Source organism: Streptomyces sp. NPDC056527, from assembly GCF_042794475.1.
In the GTDB taxonomy this organism is placed as follows: Bacteria; Actinomycetota; Actinomycetes; order Streptomycetales; family Streptomycetaceae; genus Streptomyces.
The window spans coordinates 119,858-135,934 of the sequence record NZ_JBHTTQ010000003.1 but is presented as its reverse complement, the minus strand read 5'-3'; the positions used below and the strand labels follow the sequence as shown (position 1 = coordinate 135,934).

Sequence of the window (16,077 nt, the reverse complement as noted above, 5' to 3'; positions counted from 1 at the left end):
CGGCCCTCAGGGCCGTACCGGGCGGGGCCCGGCGGGCGGATCAGCCGCCCAGCCCCCAGGTTCCACCGTTCGGCTTGCCTCCACCGCTGTCGTCGGTGGCTGTCGGCGAGGGTGACGTCGGCGTCGAGGTCGGACCGCCGTTGGAGGCCCCGCCGCTGTCGTTGCCGGACGTGGCGCCACCGTCCTGCCCGCCGTTGTCGTCGCACGGCCAGTCCCAGACATCACAGGTCTTGCCGGGCTTAGGCGAGTTGGTGGGCCTCGTCGAAGGGGTCTGCGACGGGGTGGAGGAAGGCGTCTCGGACGGCGTGTCCGAAGGCGTCGGCGTGGGGCTGGTCAGACCGCCACCGAAGACCGGGTCGAAGTCCAGGTCCTCCGGCTCCGGGAAGGACTTGACCTCGACGTCCTTGTGCGCGGCGGTCATGTAGTCGTGCCAGATCCGGGACGGGAACGAGGAACCGTGGATCTTCGGCTGGTCACCCGTGCCGTACATCTCCTCGAACTTGCGGCCCTGCTTGGTCTCGTCGTCGTCGAAGCGGTACATGTCGATCGCCGTCGACAGCTGCGGGGTGTAGCCCACGAACCAAGCCGACTCGTTGCCGTCGGTCGTACCGGTCTTGCCGGCGGCCTTCCGGTCGTCCAGCTTGGCCTTCTTACCGGTGCCCTTCTCGACGACGTCCGTGAGGACGTCGGTGATGTTGCTGGACACGGCGGTGGAGAAAGCACGCTCCGGCTTGGCCTTGTGCGTGTAGATCGGTTCGCCGTTCTCCTCCACCTTGGTGACGGAGAACGGGTCGTTCTGCTCACCGTTGTTCGCGAAGGTCGCGTAGGAACCGGCCATCCGGATCGCGCTCGGAGAGGAGATACCGAGGGAGAACGAAGGCACCTCGCCCTTCACCAGCGAGGTCTCCAGGAGACCCGCCTTCTCGGCTGCCTGGCGGACGTTGTCGATGCCGACGTCCATGCCGAGCTGCACAAAGGGCGAGTTGAGAGACTTGATCATCGCCAGCCGGAGGTCGGCCCTCTTGACGCTCGAGTTCTCATCGTTGTTCTGGAGCCACGGCTTGTCGTTCTCGTCCAGCCAGACCGAGCCGTCGTAGTTCTTGACCTTGTAGTCGTCCACGCCGCTGTAGAAGGTCTTGTCAGGGTCGACTGGGGTCCGGACGGAGGGGTCCTTGGGGTCGCGCACACCGTCGGTCATCGCCGCCGCGAGAACGAAGGGCTTGAAGGTCGATCCGACCTTGGCGCCAGTCTCGTCCGCGTTGTTGGTGAAGTGCTTGGTGGCGTCGGTGCCGCCGTAGATGGCGACGATCGCACCGGTCTTGGGGTCGACCGAGGCACCGCCGAACTGGACGTGGGTGTCCGTCTTCGGCCGCTTCTTCGGGTCGATGTACTCGTCGTAGATCTTCTTGACGGAGTCCTCGAGAGCCTTGACCTTCTTCTTGTCGAAGGTCGTGTGGATCTCGTATCCGCCCTCAGCCAGCTTCTTCTCGTCCATCCCCGGGTGGTTGTTGATGAAGTTGGCCTTGGCCGTGCTCACCAGATAGCCGATCTGACCGGTCAGCTGGGCGCTCTTCTTCGGCGGCTGCACCTTGGGGAAGTTCGGGTACTTCGCCCGCTCCGCGGCGTCGAGGCTGCCGTCGTTGACCATCTCGCCGAGGATCCACTGCCACCGCTCGGTGGCACGCGCCGTGTTCGCCTGAGGCGTCGCCTTCGGGTCGATGTCGGTGGAGCCCGCGGGGTCGAAGTAGGTCGCGCCCTTGAGCAGGGAGGCGAGGAAGGCGGACTCGCTGACGTTGAGCTTCTCGGCGTCCTTGTTGAAGTACGTCCGGGCCGCGGCCTGGATGCCGTAGGCACCGCGACCGTAGTACGCCGTGTTCAGGTAGCCCGCCATGATGTCGGGCTTCTCCATCTCGGCGCCGACCTTTATGGAGATGAAGAGCTCCTGGACCTTACGGGTCAGGGTCTGCGACTGGTCGTTGAGCATGTTGTTCTTCACGAACTGCTGGGTGATCGTCGAGCCACCCTGGGTCTGCCCGCCCTTGGCCATGTTCCAGACGGCACGACCGATACCCATCGGGTCGATGCCCGAGTCCTTCTTGAACGTCTTGTTCTCGGCCGCGATCACCGCGTCCTGCATGTGGATCGGGATCTTTGAGATACCGATGATCTGACGGTTGACCTCACCACCGGTCGCGGCCATCTGCGAGCCGTCGGACCAGTAGTAGACGTTGTTCTGCGCCGTGGCGGCATCGGCCGGCTCGGGGATCACCACCTGCGAGTACGCGATCGTCGCCGCACCCATCATGCCGCCGAAGAACACCAGGCAGAGCCCGGTGACCAGCTTCCACGAGGGCATCCAGCGACGCCAGCCGTACTTCCCGTACCGCGGGTAGTCGATGATCCGCTTCTTGCCCGGCGGACGGCCTCCACCGCGGCCGCGGCCCGGACCGCCCTGGCCGCCTCCGCCGCCACCTCCGCGCCGGCCGCCGCCGGGGCCACCGGGGCCGCCGGGGCCGCCGGCTCCGCCTCCGTCGGGGGCACGCCGTCTGCTGCCGCCGCGCTGTGCCGCGCGACGGGCCTCGGCCCGCCCTCCGTAGGTGCGCTCCTCTTCGTACCCGGACGAAGGGGATCCCGTACTCACGTCCCGCGACTGGGCCGACCTGCGGCCCGTGGGCTGCTGGGCAGCGCGTCGGGCCGCCGCGCGACCGCCACTGGGCGGCTGCGACTGCGGCATTTTGCGACGGTGCTCGCTCATCGAACGACTACTCCTCGGGCAGGCGCGTACGCCTGGAAGCGGCAGTTGAGTTCCGGTCCCCCCGAAATACGGACGGCCGAGCCTCATCGAAGACTCCTCCGTACCGCAGCCGGTCACCCGCATCACTGACGCCTTGCGGCGTCGCTCGGTTCCCGGTGCTCTGCATGCCGCACAGACTACGCACGGTCAAAACCTGCCTAGCGGCGAAGTTCACCCCAAATCAGGCAAGTCAATTGCTGTGAATTGACGATGTGATGCCGGTCACTGTGGCCCCACTTGTCGCAGGGGAGTGGCCGTTCTATCGTCATGATGTATCGAGTCGATACATCAGTGCGGCATAAGATCCCTGAAGACGGAGGAGGCGGCGGATGAGCAGACGCTCGGGAATCCTCGAGTTCGCCGTCCTCGGCCTGCTCCGAGAAGCGCCCATGCACGGGTACGAGCTGCGCAAGCGGCTCAACACCTCGCTGGGCATCTTCCGGGCCTTCAGCTACGGGACCCTCTATCCCTGCCTCAAGACGCTGGTCGCCAACGGCTGGTTGATCGAGGAGCCGGGAAGCGCCCCCGAGGACGCTCTCGCCGCTTCACTCGCAGGGCGCCGCGCCAAGATCGTCTATCGGTTGACGGGCGAGGGTAAGGAGCACTTCGAAGAGCTCCTCTCCCACACCGGCCCGGACACCTGGGAGGACGAACACTTCGCCGCCCGCTTCGCCTTCTTCGGTCAGACCGAGCGCGAGGTGCGGATGCGAGTGCTGGAAGGCCGCCGCAGTCGGCTGGAGGAGCGCCTGGAGAAGATGCGCGCCTCTCTGGCCCGCACGCGCGAGCGCCTCGACGACTACACACTCGAGCTTCAGCGCCACGGCATGGAGTCCGTGGAGCGCGAAGTGCGCTGGCTGAACGAGCTCATCGAGAGCGAGCGGGCGGGGCGGGATCAGCGATCCGGCCCCGACGCCCCCGAGGGCGCCGCTCGGCACGACAACGATTCTGGAGAAACGGGCGGCCTGCCCCGGCACGGGGGCAGTACCCGGCCGGATCCGTCCGACGACACCGCCAAGTGAAACCCTGCATCCCGCAGGGCTTCCACGATCACACAGGGAGCAACCGGAAATGGGTTCGGTTCGCGTAGCCATCGTCGGCGTGGGCAACTGCGCCGCCTCACTGGTGCAGGGCGTCGAGTACTACAAGGACGCCGACCCGGCGGCCAAGGTGCCCGGCCTGATGCACGTCCAGTTCGGCGACTACCACGTCGGTGACGTCGAGTTCGTCGCCGCGTTCGACGTCGACGCCAAGAAGGTCGGCCTCGACCTCTCCGACGCCATCGGCGCCAGCGAGAACAACACCATCAAGATCTGTGACGTCCCGAACACGGGCGTCACGGTTCAGCGCGGCCACACCTTCGACGGCCTCGGCAAGTACTACCGCCTGACCATCGAGGAGTCCGCCGAGGCTCCCGTGGACGTCGTCCAGGTCCTCAAGGACCAGCAGGTCGACGTGCTCGTCTGCTACCTGCCCGTGGGCTCCGAGGACGCCGCGAAGTTCTACGCGCAGTGCGCCATCGACGCCAAGGTCGCGTTCGTCAACGCCCTTCCGGTCTTCATCGCCGGCACCAAGGAGTGGGCGGACAAGTTCACCGAGGCCGGTGTCCCGATCGTCGGCGACGACATCAAGTCCCAGGTCGGCGCCACCATCACGCACCGCGTGATGGCGAAGCTGTTCGAGGACCGCGGTGTCCGTCTTGAGCGCACCATGCAGCTCAACGTCGGCGGCAACATGGACTTCAAGAACATGCTCGAGCGCGACCGCCTCGAGTCGAAGAAGATCTCGAAGACGCAGGCCGTCACCTCGCAGATCCCCGACCGCGAGCTGGGCGAGAAGAACGTCCACATCGGCCCGTCGGACTACGTGGCCTGGCTGGACGACCGCAAGTGGGCGTACGTCCGCCTGGAGGGCCGCGCCTTCGGTGACGTTCCCCTGAACCTGGAGTACAAGCTCGAGGTGTGGGACTCCCCGAACTCGGCCGGTGTCATCATCGACGCCCTGCGCGCCGCGAAGATCGCCAAGGACCGGGGCATCGGTGGCCCGATCCTCTCGGCGTCCTCGTACTTCATGAAGTCCCCGCCGGTGCAGTACTTCGACGACGAGGCCTTCGCCAACGTCGAGAAGTTCATCAAGGGCGAGGTCGAGCGCTAAGACGCCGATCGAGTTCTTCGATCGAGGGTCCCCGGTCTTTCGCCCGGGGGCCCTCTTCGTATGTGAGTCTTGCTGCCATGTCCGTCGTACGTGATCTGCGCGTACTCCTGCGCCTGACGAACTTCCGCCGCCTCCTCGCCGTCCGTCTGCTGTCACAGTGCGCCGACGGCGTCTACCAGGTGGCACTGGCCACGTACGTCGTCTTCTCCCCCGAGAAGCAGACCTCTCCTGCCGCCATCGCCTCCGCCATGGCCGTGCTCCTGCTCCCGTACTCCCTCGTCGGCCCCTTCGCCGGAGTCCTCCTGGACCGCTGGCAGCGACGCCAGGTCTTCCTCTACGGGAACCTGCTGCGAACGCTCCTCGCCTGCGGCACGGCCGTACTGATGCTGGCGTCCGTGCCCGATTGGCTCTTCTACGCCTCGGCCCTCTCGGTGACCGCCGTCAACCGCTTCGTCCTCGCGGGCCTCTCCGCCGCACTGCCCCGGGTCGTCGACGACGAACGGCTGGTCGTGGCCAACTCCCTCTCTCCGACGGCCGGCACCGTGGCGGCGACAGTGGGAGGCGGTCTGGCCTTCGGGGTGCGACTGATCTCCGAGGACTCCGACGCCGCGGTCGTGGCCCTGGGCGCTCTCCTCTATCTCTGCGCCGCCCTCGCCTCCCTGCGGATGCCCCGCGGGCTCCTCGGCCCCGACCCGGACATGATCCAGCCCCGGCTCGGCGCCGCGCTGGCTTCGACGGCCCGCGGCCTCAAGAGCGGGCTGCGCCATCTGGCCGAGCGGCGTCCCGCTGCCCGTGCGCTGGCGGCGATGACACTGATGCGCTTCTGCTACGGCGCGCTGACGGTGGCCGTGCTGATGCTCTGCCGCTACGCCTGGAGCACCACGGAGTCGGAGGGGCTGGCGCTGCTGGGGCTGGCCGTCGGTATCTCGGGCGCCGGCTTCTTCACGGCCGCCGTGATCGCGCCCTGGGCGATCGGGCGGCTCGGCGCCTTCGGCTGGATGGCCGTGTGCGCGGGTTCGGCCGCCGTTCTGGTTCCCGCGCTGGGGCTGCCCTTCGCGCAGACTCCGCTGCTGATCGCGGCATTCGTCCTCGGACTCACGACTCAGGGCGCCAAGATCGCAACGGACACGGTGGTGCAGACGTCGGTGGACGACGCCTACCGCGGGCGAGTGTTCTCGCTCTACGACGTCCTCTTCAACGTCGCCTTCGTCGGCGCCGCCGCCGTCGCGGCGCTGATGCTCCCGTCGGACGGCCGCTCCGCCCCACTCGTCGTACTGGTCGCCGCGGTCTATGCCTCGATCGCGCTGATGTTGCTGCGGCGACGGAAAGAGGGGCGATGTTTCACGTGAAACATCGCCCCTCTCGATCTCCGCGCCGTCGATGTTTCACGTGAAACATCGACGGCTGCGGCTCAGCTCTGGGTCGCCCACCACTCCTTGAGCGCCGCGACCGCCGCCTCGTGCTCCATCGGCCCGTTCTCCAGGCGCAGCTCCAGAAGGAACTTGTACGCCTGCCCGACGGCGGGCCCGGGCCGGATGCCCAGGATCTCCTGGATCTGGTTGCCATCCAGGTCGGGCCGGATCGAGTCCAGCTCCTCCTGCTCCTGGAGCTGCGCGATCCGCTCCTCCAGGCCGTCGTAGGCACGCGAGAGGGCTCCGGCCTTGCGCTTGTTCCGCGTCGTGCAGTCCGACCGGGTCAGCTTGTGCAGCCGCGAGAGCAGCGGGCCGGCGTCGCGTACATAGCGGCGCACCGCGGAGTCGGTCCACTCTCCGGTTCCGTAGCCATGGAAGCGGAGATGCAGTTCGACCAGGTGCGAGACGTCCTTGATCATCTCGTTGGAGTACTTCAGCGCCGTCATCCGCTTCTTGGTCATCTTCGCGCCGACCACCTCATGGTGGTGGAACGAGACCCGCCCGTCCTTCTCGAAGCGACGGGTACGCGGCTTGCCGATGTCGTGCAGCAGAGCGGCGAGCCTGAGCACGAGATCCGGCCCGTCCTCCTCCAGGTCGATCGCCTGGTCGAGAACGGTCAGGGAGTGCTCGTAGACATCCTTGTGCCGGTGGTGCTCGTCACTCTCGAGCCGCAGGGCAGGCAGCTCGGGCAGGACGTGATCGGCGAGGCCCGTGTCGACCAGCAGACCGAGGCCCTTCCGCGGGTACGCGGAGAGCAGCAGCTTGTTGAACTCGTCACGGACCCGCTCGGCGGAGACGATCTCGAGCCGGCCGGCCATGTCGGTCATCGCCGCGACGACCTCGGGGGCTACCTCGAAGTCGAGCTGGGCGGCGAAGCGCGCCGCACGCATCATGCGCAGCGGGTCGTCGGAGAAGGACTCCTCCGGCGTGCCGGGCGTCCGCAGCAGCCGCGCGGCGAGGTCGTCGAGCCCGCCGTGCGGGTCGATGAACTCCTTCTCCGGGAGGGCCACGGCCATGGCGTTGACCGTGAAGTCACGCCGGACGAGGTCCTCCTCGATGGAGTCGCCGTAGGACACCTCGGGCTTGCGCGAGGTCCGGTCGTACGCCTCGGAGCGGTACGTCGTCACCTCGATCTGGTAGCCGCTCTTCTGGCACCCGACCGTGCCGAAGGCGATCCCGACCTCCCAGACGGCGTCCGCCCACGGGCGGACGATCTTCAGGACGTCCTCGGGGCGGGCATCGGTAGTGAAATCGAGATCATTGCCGAGCCGGCCGAGCAACGCGTCCCGTACCGAGCCGCCGACCAGCGCGAGGCTGAACCCTGCCTCCTGGAAGCGGATGGCGAGGTCGTCGGCGACAGGGGATACGCGCAGTAGTTCACTGACCGCGCGGCGTTGCACCTGGCTCAGTGCAGTCGGGGTGTCTTCGTTGGCGTTCGGCACAACAGAAAAGGGTACGTGCCCCGACCCACGGCAGCGTCCCCGTTTTCCGTGGGCCGACCCTCTGCTCGCATCAGCTGGAGCAGTCCCCGGCACTTGGCCACAGCGTGCCTCGTTACCATGCGTGGACACAGCAACGGCGAACCACCGACACCACTGATACGACGAGGACGGGCGAACGCGTGGCCGAGGCGGCAGACATCCAGGGGACCGTCCCCTCACCTGCCCGCCGTTGGCTTCGGCGCACAGCGTCACTCCTCGCAGCAGCGCCGCTACTGGCCGGCCTCCTGCAGGGCGCGACGGCCGCTCCGGCGGCAGCATCCGAGGTGGCCTCCGGCTCCCGGACCGTCGATGTGTCCCTCAACACGCTCTCCCCGAGCGCACCGGTCGAGGGCGACACGCTCACCGTCTCCGGGCGGGTGACCAACCAGAGCAAGCAGGCGGTCACCAATGCCACGGTGGACGTCAGGGTCGGCCCCCGGATGACGAGCCGGAGCGAGATCGAGGCCGTCTCGAATCGCACGGGCTTCCACCCCGCCAGCGACCCCGCGCCTCTGGGCGGCAGCTACAAGGTCGCGATTCCTCAGCTGGCAGCCGGACTCAGCAAGGAGTTCTCGCTCTCCGTACCGGTCGCCAAGCTCGGGCTCGAGGAGGACGGGGGCGTCTACCAGCTGGGCGTCTCCCTCTCGGGGCAGACACCCGCGCAGTCGGGCGAGCGGGTCCTCGGTATCGAGCGGACCTTCCTGCCCTACCAGCCCGAGGCGACGGAGAAGAAGACCCAGCTCACCTACCTCTGGCCGCTGATCTCCTCGGCCCATGTGTCGGCGGAGACCGGCACGGACGACCAGCAGACGCCGGTCTTCGAGAACGACGAGCTGGCCGCCGAGCTCGCACCGGGCGGCCGGCTGGACCACATGGTGACGCTGGGCAAGGAACTCCCCGTCACCTGGGTGATCGACCCGGACCTGCTGGCCACCGTCGACGCCATGACGAAGAACTACCAGGTCAAGTCCGGCACGACGACCGTGCCCGGCAGGAACCAGGCAGTCGCCGAGCGATGGCTCGACGCACTGGAGAAGGCGGTGGTCGGACGCAAGGTCGTCGCCCTGCCGTTCGCCGACCCGGACATCGCCTCCCTCGCCCACCGGGGCAAGGACGTCCCCGGCTCCGTGAGCCATCTCCAGCCCGCGACGGAGCTGGCCGGGTCGACCGTGGAGACCATCCTCCACGTGAAGCCGTCCACGGACTTCTCCTGGCCCGTCGACGGAGCCGTCGACCCCTCGATCATGGATGTCGCGACCTCGGCCGGTGCCCGCAAGGTCATCGCCCGATCGGACAGCTTCCGGGACGACCTCCCGTACACCCCGACGGCGGCTCGGCCCATCGGTGGCGGCACCACCGCCGTCGTCAGCGACGCCTACCTGTCGACGGCGTTCGAGGGCGACATGCTCCCCGCCGGAAACTCCACGCTCGCCGTCCAGGAGTTCCTGGCCCAGACGCTCGCGGTGACCCTGGAGCAGCCGGACCTGCAGCGCAGCATCGTGGTCGCTCCCCAGCGGATGCCGACCACGGCCCAGGCGGAGACCATGGCGAACGCGCTGCGCGGCCTGTCCGCCCAGCGCTGGACGCAGTCCCTGGACCTGGTCGCCGCCTCCGCGGTGAAGCCGGACCCGGACGCGAACACCAAGGTGCCCGGCGCATCCCGCTACCCGCAGGCTCTGCGCAAGCAGGAACTGCCGGTGCAGGCCTTCCGCGAGATGCAGGACACCCGTGGGGCGCTCGACGACTTCAAGGTCATCCTGACCCAGCCGGACCGTGTGGTGACGCCGTTCGGCAACGCGATCAGCCGTGAGATGTCCACGTCCTGGCGCGGACAGGCGCCTGCGGCGTCGCTCTACCGGATCACGGTGCAGGAGTACCTGAAGACCCTCTCCAAGGGGGTCCAGCTGATCAGCAAGTCGGATCTCACGCTCTCCGGCCGCAGCGCCACCATCCCGGTGACCGTGCAGAACAAGCTGCTGCAAGGTGTGGACCATCTGGTACTGCGACTGACCTCCAGCAACAAGACCCGTCTGAAGCTCAACGGTGACGACGTCGCCGAGCTGCCCGTCAAGATCGGCGGCGGGCACAGCCAGTCGGTGAAGTTCACCGCCTCGGCCAACGCCAACGGCCCCGTGCCGATGACGGCCCAGCTGTTCACCGAGGACGGCACGCCGTACGGACAGCCGATGCAGTTCACGGTGAAGGTCTCCGAGATCACGCCGACCGTGATGCTCGTCATCGCCGGCGGTGTGCTGCTCCTGGTCCTCGCCGGGGCGCGGATGTACACCCAACGCAAGCGCGCGGCGGCCAGGAACGCCGAAGCGGAGGCGGCGGAGGAGAACGATCCCGAGCAGCCGAGTGACCCGACGCCGGACACCGGTCCCGAAAGCGGCGACCCGTCGGGCGCGGGTGAGAAGGTGGACCGTTGAGCGATGTCGTGGCCGGTCGGCCGGGGACGATGAGGTGGGGTAACCATGAACGCGCCGTACGACGGTGACCGCGGCCAGGGCGCGGGCGGCACCGAGCCGTCCGGTGGTACGCCCTCGGCGACCCCGGGACCCGGCCGGCCGCCGGCCCCTTCGCCGCAGCAGCCCGCCTCGGACCCGTACGCCCAGAACCAGTACGCCCAGGACCCCTACGTCGAGGACGCGTACACCCACGATCCCTACCGGGCGCAGGACCTCTCCGCTCAGGACCCGGTGACCGAGGCGCTCTACGACCGCGCGGCCCACCCTCCGCCGCCGCCTGGCACCTACCAGGAGCCTCAGCCGCTCTACCAGCAGCCGGCCGCGCCCGAGCACGCCCCAGACCCGCGGGTCTGGGCCCAGACCCCGGCGCCCGAGCCGGACGGCCCCTCACGCCATCTGCCGTACGGCGACGACCCCCGCACGGTCCAGTTCACCGGAGTGGACGACCTGGTGACCCGGGCCGGTGACGAGAAGCCCGAGCCGGACGCCTTCGCGCACCTCTACCGGGACCAGCAGACCCCCGGTCAGGTGCCCCCGCCCGCTCCGGAGCCGAACCCGATGCCCGCCCCCGCCCCGAAGAAGTCAGGCCGCGCCTCCGGGCTGCTCAAGTCGAGCGCGGTGATGGCAGCCGGCACGCTGGTCTCCCGCCTCACCGGCTTCGTCCGCAGCCTGGTCATCACCGGCGCGCTCGGTGCCGCGCTGCTCGGTGACACGTTCACCATCGCGTACACCCTGCCGACGATGATCTACATCCTGACGGTCGGCGGCGGCCTCAACTCGGTCTTCGTGCCGCAGCTGGTCCGCTCGATGAAGAACGACGAGGACGGCGGCGAGGCCTACGCCAACCGGCTGCTGACTCTGGTCATGGTGGCGCTCGGCGCGATCGTGGTCGTCGCGGTCTTCGCCGCCCCGCTGCTGATCCGGGCGATGTCGAACACCATCGCCGACGACGCGGCGGCCAACAGCGTCGCCGTCACCTTCGCCCGCTACTGCCTGCCCACGATCTTCTTCATGGGTGTCCATGTGGTGATGGGTCAGATCCTCAACGCCCGTGGCAAGTTCGGCGCGATGATGTGGACTCCGGTCCTCAACAACATCGTCATGATCGTCACGTTCGGTCTGTTCATCTGGGTCTACGGCACCTCCGCCGAATCCCAGATGGGCGTCCAGACCATCCCGGACGACGGCATCCGCCTGCTCGGCATCGGCACCCTGCTCGGCCTGGCCGTCCAGGCCCTGGCGATGATTCCCTACCTCCGCGAGACGGGCTTCCGGTTCCGCCCCCGCTTCGACTGGAAGGGCCACGGCCTCGGCAAGACGGTCAAACTGGCCAAGTGGACCGTGCTGTTCGTGCTGGCCAACCAGGCCGGTGTCCTGGTCGTGACGCAGCTCGCCACCGCGGCCGGTGAGGAGTCCGGCAGGGACGGCGCCGGCTTCCTGGCGTACTCCAACGCCCAGTTGATCTGGGGTATGCCGCAGGCCATCATCACCGTCTCGGTCATGGCAGCGCTGCTGCCCCGCATCTCCCGCGCGGCCCACGACAACGACCCCGGCGCCGTCCGCGACGACATCTCGCAGGGTCTGCGGAACTCCGCCGTCGCGATCGTCCCGGTCGCCTTCGCGTTCCTCGCGCTCGGCGTCCCGATGAGCACCCTGCTCTACGCCTCCAGCGGCATCGAGGCGGCCCAGGGCATGGGCTTCATCCTGATGGCCTTCGGACTCGGGCTCATCCCGTACTCGGTCCAGTACGTCGTCCTGCGTGGCTTCTACGCCTACGAGGACACCCGGACGCCCTTCTACAACACGGTCATCGTCGCCGCCGTCAACGCGGCCGCCTCGGCCGTCTGTTACTTCGTCCTGCCCGCCCGGTGGGCCGTCGTGGGCATGGCCGCCTCGTACGGTCTGGCCTACGCGGTCGGCGTCGGCGTCGCCTGGCGTCGCCTTCGCAACCGACTGGGTGGCGACCTGGACGGCGCCCATGTCATGCGGACCTACGCCCGTCTCTGCCTCGCCTCGCTGCCCGCCGCGATCGTGGCCGGAGCGGTGGGCTTCGGCCTGCTCCAGGTCGTCGGTGACGGCGCTCTCGGCTCCCTGGTGGCCCTGCTCGTCGGCGGTGCGGTGCTGCTCGGAGTCTTCTTCGTGGCGGCGAAGCGGATGCGGATCGAGGAGCTGAACTCCTTGGTCGGTATGGTCCGTGGACGTCTGGGTCGGTAGGGAAACCGGTCCCGCACAACCATCGTCGGCCGCCGCGTGTCGTGCATAGCGGCCGACTGTGGGCACAATTGGCTTGGCTGTTGGATGTGGCGCAACGGATGGGGAGGCAGGAACGACGGTGGCGGAACGTAGCACGGCTGCCGTCGACGTGGCCGACAACAGCGGTGACGACCCGCTGACCGCCAAGGCGGACAAGGCCGCGACCGACGGGGTGGCGGAAGCGCAGGACACGGCGGAGAAGTCCGCCGAGGTCGCAGAGGACGAGGCCGGGACCCGGCAGAACGGCGAACAGCCCTCCATCGAGACACCCGAACTGCACAGCGGGCACAAGTTGGCCAGGCGTTACCGCCTGGAGGAGTGCGTCACTCGTCTGGACGGATTCAGCAGTTGGCGTGCCGTCGACGAGAAACTGCGGCGAGCGGTCGGTGTCCATCTGCTGCCGGCCGACCACCCGCGGGCCCGTTCGGTCCTCGCGGCGGCCCGTTCCTCGGCGCTGCTCGGAGACCCCCGGTTCGTCCAGGTCCTCGACGCCGTGGAAGAGAACGATCTCGTGTACGTGGTGCACGAGTGGCTTCCCGACTCCACCGAGCTGACGACGCTGCTCGCCGCGGGTCCTCTGGAGCCGCACGACGCCTACCAGCTCGTCAGCCAGGTCTCCCAGGCGATGGCCGCCGCGCACCGCGAAGGGCTCGCCCATCTGCGCCTCACGCCGAGCGCGGTGCTGCGCAGCTCCACCGGCCAGTACCGGATCCGTGGCCTGGCCGTGAACGCCGCGCTGCGCGGGATCAGCGCGGAGCGCCCCCAGCGCACGGACACCGAGGCGATCGGCGCCCTGCTGTACGCGGCGCTCACCCAGCGCTGGCCGTACGACAGTGACGCCTACGGCCTCTCGGGGCTGCCCAAGGGCGTGGGCCTGCTGGCCCCCGACCAGGTGCGGGCCGGCGTCCATCGCGGCCTCTCCGAGATCGCCATGCGCGCCCTGGCCAACGACGGGGCCACCGCCTCGCGCCAGGAGCCTCCCTGCACCACCCCGGACGAGCTCGCCAAGGCCGTGGCGGCGATGCCCCGCATCCGCCCGCCGGAGCCCGAGTTCCCCACTCCGCCCGAGTACCAGCGCACCACCTACCAACAGGGCACGTACGGCCGCCCGCAGCAGCGCCCGGGCGCCGCGGTCACCCAGCCCGTGATGGCACCTCCGGCGCCGCTGGAGAGCCGTACGGGCAGGGCCCTGAAGTGGGCCGTGTCGGCGCTCCTCATCGCCGCGCTGGGATTGGGCAGCTGGCAGATCGCCGACCGTCTGCTGGACCAGAACAAGACCGACCAGCCCCAGCAGACGACCCAGCCGCAGGACGAAACGGACGAGAAGGAGCCGGCGACGGGCAAGGCCGTCGCGATCGTCGGCGCGCACGACTTCGACCCGCTGGGCGACGGCTCGGAGAAGCCCCAGGGCATAAAGAACGCCTACGACGGCGACCCGAGCAGTTTCTGGAACACAGACGGCTACTACAGCGCCGATTTCGGCCGACTCAAGTCGGGCGTGGGAATCGTCCTCGACCTGGGCAAGACGCAACAGGTCGGTTCGGTCGACATCTCGTTCATCGGCCACACCTCGGTGGAGCTGCGGACTGCCCCGGCGGATGCCAAGGAAGAACCGACGACCCCGGACGCCTTCGCCACAGGGGCCAAGGGATCCGGCGAGAAGGTGACGCTGAAGCCCGCGAAGCCGATCACGACGCGCTACGTTCTGGTCTGGCTGACGGAACTGCCGGGCAGCGACGAGGGCAACTTCCGCGGCAAGATCACGGACATCAAGATCACGAGCTGACGGCATCCGGGGAGGGGGCTCACCGTTGGACGAAGCCATAGGCGGCGACATCAGCGACCAGGATCTCCTGGCGCGCCATGTCGCGGGCGATCCCGACGCCTTCGGTGAGCTTGTACGGCGACACCGCGATCGGCTGTGGGCCGTGGCCCTGCGGACGCTGGGAGACCGCGAGGAGGCCGCTGACGCCGTTCAGGACGCCCTCGTCTCCGCCTTCCGGGCCGCGCATACCTTCCGGGGCCAGTCGGCTGTCACGACCTGGCTCCACCGGATCACGGTGAACGCGTGCCTCGACCGTGCGCGCAAGACCGCCTCCCGCAAGACCTCTCCCATGGACGACACGGCACGTTTCGAGCAGCTCCTCGAACCCGCCGAGTCCGCCGAGGCCCCGGCCGAGCGCCAGGACCTCCACCGTGAGTTGCTGGCTGCCCTCGCCAAGCTCCCCGAGGACCAGCGCGCCGCGCTCGTCCTGGTGGACATGCAGGGATACCCCGTGGCGGAGGCAGCCCGCATCCTGGATGTCCCCACCGGAACGGTGAAGAGCCGCTGTGCGCGAGGGCGGGCCCGGTTGCTGCCGATGGTCATCCATCTGCGCGCCGATACGGGGGGTAACGAGGCCACCGACCGGGGAAGGAACCGGACGCCGGGGACATCCGTCCCACCGGTGTCGGGGCCAACGGATAACGGATCGAATGGTCCGGCTGCTGTGAAGGGCGGAGGTGGGCGCGCGTGACTTCCACGACCGGCAGGGCCGACACAACACAGCACCCTGACGTCTCGGAGATCTCCGATCTCACCGAGGGGCTGCTTTCTCCGTCCCGCACCGCGGCCGTGAGAAGGCATCTCGACGACTGCTCTCTGTGCGCCGATGTACGGACCTCTCTGGAGGAGATCCGTGGGCTGCTCGGCACACTCCCCGGGCCGCCGCGGATGCCCGCCGAGATCGCCGGCCGCATCGATGCCGCCCTGGCAGCCGAAGCGCTCCTGAACTCCACCACGCGGGATGTCGACGCGCATGTTTCACGTGAAACAGCGAGCACCCCGACTCCACACCCCAGTCCGACGCCGGCGGCCACGGATCGTCCTGCCGGCCGCCCACGCGCCGCCACCGGCCCGGGCCGCCACAAGACTCGACGCCGCCGGATCGCCGCGCTCGGCGCGGTCTTCGGTGCCGCTGCGCTGGGCATGAGTCTCTTCTTCGTCCAGGGCGGCATCCAGACGCTCAGTGGCGAGTCGGGCGACAAGAAGACCGACACCGCCGCCAGCGGATTCGCCGCGGACCAGTTCGACGGCCGGCCGGTCGAGGTCCGGGTGCAGGACCTCCTGCAGACGCAGGGGACTCTCAAGGTCCCCGACAGCTCTCCTCCGGAGTCCATGTCCGCCGAGAACGGTGGTGACACCACGAAGCGGGGCATGGCGGAGTCTCTGCCCAGTTGCGTCAAGGCCGGGACGGGCCGGACCGACACGGTTCTCGCCTTCCAGAGGGGCGAGTACCAAGGCACCCCGGCCTATCTCGTCGTGCTGCCTCAGGGAACCGCGGGCACGCATGTGCAGGCATTCGTGCTGGACGCCTCCTGCGCCGACGGCGGCGGACAGGCCAAGGCCGAGGTTCTGATGACGAGGTCCTACCCCCGCTCCTGACATAGACGCCGTGCCGCGCGGCGGTCTCGGGAATGCTCGCCCCTTAGGATCCGTTGGGTGGGGTGAGAGTCACCGATCGACCGCCCCGTAGGTA

At 68.7% G+C, this 16,077-nt stretch carries 10 protein-coding genes; 8 read left to right on the top strand and 2 right to left on the bottom strand.

Features of this window, described 5'->3' with window-relative positions; genetic code table 11:
- Positions 1-40: 40 nt before the first annotated feature.
- Positions 41-2,755: a transglycosylase domain-containing protein gene (locus tag ACFQ7Q_RS03040; RefSeq protein ID WP_383548988.1), complete on the bottom strand. Its 2,715-nt coding sequence runs from the start codon at positions 2,753-2,755 to the stop codon at positions 41-43.
- 368 nt (positions 2,756-3,123) lie between these two features.
- On the opposite strand from ACFQ7Q_RS03040, the gene ACFQ7Q_RS03035 reads away from it, so the two are divergent.
- The 3 genes from ACFQ7Q_RS03035 to ACFQ7Q_RS03025 all read left to right on the top strand — a co-directional run bounded on the left by ACFQ7Q_RS03035 (position 3,124) and on the right by ACFQ7Q_RS03025 (position 6,294).
- Positions 3,124-3,813, top strand: a complete 690-nt coding sequence (locus tag ACFQ7Q_RS03035) for a helix-turn-helix transcriptional regulator (RefSeq protein WP_376439081.1) — start codon at positions 3,124-3,126, stop codon at positions 3,811-3,813.
- Between the two features lie 49 nt (positions 3,814-3,862).
- A complete protein-coding gene (locus ACFQ7Q_RS03030; protein ID WP_383548985.1) occupies positions 3,863-4,945 on the top strand; it encodes an inositol-3-phosphate synthase in 1,083 nt (360 codons plus the stop codon).
- Positions 4,946-5,022: 77 nt separating this feature from the next.
- The gene (locus ACFQ7Q_RS03025) at positions 5,023-6,294 is read left to right on the top strand and encodes an MFS transporter (RefSeq protein ID WP_383548982.1); all 1,272 of its coding nucleotides are present in this window, start codon (positions 5,023-5,025) and stop codon (positions 6,292-6,294) included.
- 62 nt (positions 6,295-6,356) lie between these two features.
- On the opposite strand, the gene ACFQ7Q_RS03020 is transcribed toward ACFQ7Q_RS03025, so the two are convergent.
- The gene (locus ACFQ7Q_RS03020; protein ID WP_383548979.1) at positions 6,357-7,799 is read right to left on the bottom strand and encodes a CCA tRNA nucleotidyltransferase; all 1,443 of its coding nucleotides are present in this window, start codon (positions 7,797-7,799) and stop codon (positions 6,357-6,359) included.
- Between the two features lie 179 nt (positions 7,800-7,978).
- On the opposite strand from ACFQ7Q_RS03020, the gene ACFQ7Q_RS03015 reads away from it, so the two are divergent.
- The 5 genes from ACFQ7Q_RS03015 (at position 7,979) to ACFQ7Q_RS02995 (ending at position 15,983) form a co-directional block, all read left to right on the top strand.
- Positions 7,979-10,267, top strand: a complete 2,289-nt coding sequence (locus ACFQ7Q_RS03015; protein WP_383548976.1) for a DUF6049 family protein — start codon at positions 7,979-7,981, stop codon at positions 10,265-10,267.
- 45 nt (positions 10,268-10,312) lie between these two features.
- Positions 10,313-12,520 carry a murein biosynthesis integral membrane protein MurJ gene (gene murJ, locus ACFQ7Q_RS03010; protein WP_383548973.1) on the top strand — a complete coding sequence of 736 codons (2,208 nt, stop codon included), beginning with the start codon at positions 10,313-10,315 and terminating at the stop codon, positions 12,518-12,520.
- Between the two features lie 118 nt (positions 12,521-12,638).
- A complete protein-coding gene (locus ACFQ7Q_RS03005) occupies positions 12,639-14,345 on the top strand; it encodes a protein kinase family protein (protein WP_383548970.1) in 1,707 nt (568 codons plus the stop codon).
- Positions 14,346-14,370: 25 nt separating this feature from the next.
- Entirely contained in the window at positions 14,371-15,075 is a 705-nt protein-coding gene (gene sigM / locus ACFQ7Q_RS03000) for an RNA polymerase sigma factor SigM (protein ID WP_383548966.1), read from the top strand.
- Positions 15,072-15,983 carry a hypothetical protein gene (locus tag ACFQ7Q_RS02995; protein WP_383548963.1) on the top strand — a complete coding sequence of 304 codons (912 nt, stop codon included), beginning with the start codon at positions 15,072-15,074 and terminating at the stop codon, positions 15,981-15,983. Before sigM ends, ACFQ7Q_RS02995 begins: the two co-directional genes overlap by 4 nt.
- Positions 15,984-16,077 lie beyond the last annotated feature (94 nt).